General features: G+C 64.7%; 3 protein-coding genes. 1 reads left to right on the top strand and 2 read right to left on the bottom strand.

From position 1 onward, the window contains the following. Nucleotides 1-138 (bottom strand): hypothetical protein (locus DMG62_25065; GenBank protein ID PYY19028.1); only part of this gene is annotated, 138 nt, incomplete at its 3' end. A gap of 218 nt (nt 139-356) precedes the next feature. On the opposite strand from DMG62_25065, the gene DMG62_25060 reads away from it, so the two are divergent. Next, nucleotides 357-536, top strand: a complete 180-nt coding sequence (locus DMG62_25060) for a hypothetical protein (GenBank protein ID PYY19027.1) — start codon at nt 357-359, stop codon at nt 534-536. Nucleotides 537-583: 47 nt separating this feature from the next. On the opposite strand, the gene DMG62_25055 is transcribed toward DMG62_25060, so the two are convergent. Next, a partial coding sequence (locus DMG62_25055; protein ID PYY19026.1) for a hypothetical protein occupies nt 584-2,109 on the bottom strand: 1,526 nt, incomplete at its 5' end.

Below are 2,109 nucleotides of genomic sequence, written 5' to 3'. Positions count from 1 at the left end.
TACGGTTGCATCCAGGGTCGCACTGCCGACGAGGAGACCTGCGCTATAGATGCCGCCGCCGTAAGCAGCAGAGTTGCCGCTGAGGGTACTGTCGGAGACCGTCAGTGTCGCGCCGCCGTTGTAACCTTCATTGCAGATTCCGCCGCCATAACCGTCACGGCCGAATTACCACTTAGCGTGCAGTTGAGGACCCACAGCGACGCGGTGCCGTAGGAGGCGTCGTTTTAAATGCCCCGCCGCCGCCCTTCGGCGCGTCGGCAGAGTTGCCGCTGAGGGTGCAGTTGATTACACTCAACGTTGAGTGGTCATTATATATGCCTATGCCGCCGCCATACAGGCCTGAGGCACCGTTCGTGATGTTCAAGCCGGAAATGGCCGACACTGGCCCCGCCGATCACATGGAAGACACGGCTGGAGTGGTTGGCCTGGCCGGGCACAGGCATCACCGGCATCTACTCGCCGGCGACCACGCTCGTGGGGGCGATCCGGGGCATCGACCCGTCGCCCAATTTCGAGATCCTGCACCTCTCAATTAGCGGGCTTAGCCGGCGGCCGTTCACCGCCTCTACCTTGACCTCCTCAGTCACTGAGCCGTCACGCTCCCGCTGACGACGACGCGGTAGAAAAACCCTGTTGGAACACCGTAAAGGTTATCGGGCAGGGCGAAGCTCTCTTGAGAGATCTTGGCCGGCGGCGGCGTGCAGGTCGGCGAATAGTCTTCTGTGCAGTAGGGAGTGTAGGCCACGTTGGGATCGACGACCAGAGGAATGGTCCCGCCCGCGTTCGTAAGCGCCTGTGCAAAGTTGAATTGCAGATACGTCCACGATACCGGAGTGTTGGTCACCGGGTTCTGCAGGGCCATTTCAGATGCTGTGCTCCAATTGTCTACGAACGTCGGCATGAACCCGTTCGGCCAGGGATAGTAGTACAAATCTTCCGGAGTGTGGCCCAGCGGACTGTTCGGATCGGGGGGGTTTCCGGGCGTCACCCGGATATTGACGTCCAGGTACTCCCCGGTCGCCGGGTCATACGTGAAGTAGCCGCTCGCCTTACCGCCGTCTTTGAAGACGACGTTGTTCAGGTTCCACTTTCGGCCGCGGTTCGTCAGATTGATCGTCAGCGGCGCTGTCACCGTGGCGGTCGCCACAGCGCTGGCCGAGATGTGAGCGACGATCTGGGCAGGGACGAGAGTCGTCGTGATGGAAAACGCGGCACTGACCGCACCGGCCGGCACCGTCAACCAACCCGAAGCGTCGGGCAAGAAGAACGGCTGGTTCACCGTCAGCGTCGCGGTCTTGACCACGCCGCTGTATGTGGCCGTGATGGTCACGACCGTCGGGACCGTCACCGCCGCACTGGTGGTGACCGGGAACGTTGCGATTGTCGCGCCTGCAGCCACGGTGACCGAGCCCGAGGCCGGCACCCTCGCATTCGGGTTGCTGCTCGTCAGCGTCACCACCGCACCGCCGGTTGGCGCAGCGCTGCCGAGCGTCACCGTGCCCGTGCTGCCGTTGCCGCCCGTCACGGCGGCCGGAAAGACGCTCACGCCGACCAGCCGCGGATTCAGCGTCAGCGTGGAGTTCGTGGACGCGCCAAGGCATGTGGCCGTGATGGTCACGGACGTCGGGACCGTCACCACACTGGTGGTGACCGGGAACGTTGCGATTGTCGCGCCTGCAGCCACGGTGACCGTGCCCGAGACCGGCACCGTCGCCGCAGCGCCGTTGCTGCTCCTCAGCGTCACCACCGCACCGCCCGCCGGCGCCGCGCTGGTGAGTGTCACTGTGCCGGTGCTCCCGGCGTTACCCGTCACTGCCGTTGGATTGACGCTTACGCCGAGCAGAGCTGCCGCCGCCGGATTCACCGTCAGCGTCGCGGTCTTGACCACGCCGCTGTATGTGGCCGTGATGGTCACGGTCGTCGGGACCGTCCCCCCAATGGTGTTGACCGGGAACGTTTTCGTTGTCGCCCCTGCAGCCACGGTGACCGTGCCCTGCACCGTCGCCGCAGCGCCGTTGCTGCTCCTCAGCGTCACCACCGCACCGCCCGCCGGCGCCGCGCTGGTGAGTGTCACTGTGCCGGTGCTCCCGGCGTTACCCGTCACTGCCG

The organism is Acidobacteriota bacterium, assembly GCA_003225175.1.
Taxonomy (GTDB): domain Bacteria; phylum Acidobacteriota; class Terriglobia; order Terriglobales; family Acidobacteriaceae; genus Gp1-AA112.
Note: the sequence above shows the minus strand (reverse complement) of the source record. Positions and strands in the feature narration are given on the sequence as shown.

Bases quoted from the DNA above. Each gene is read 5' to 3' on its own strand.
- DMG62_25060 (PYY19027.1), top strand. From the start codon at position 357: ATGTTCAAGCCGGAAATGGCCGACACTGGCCCCGCCGATCACATGGAA.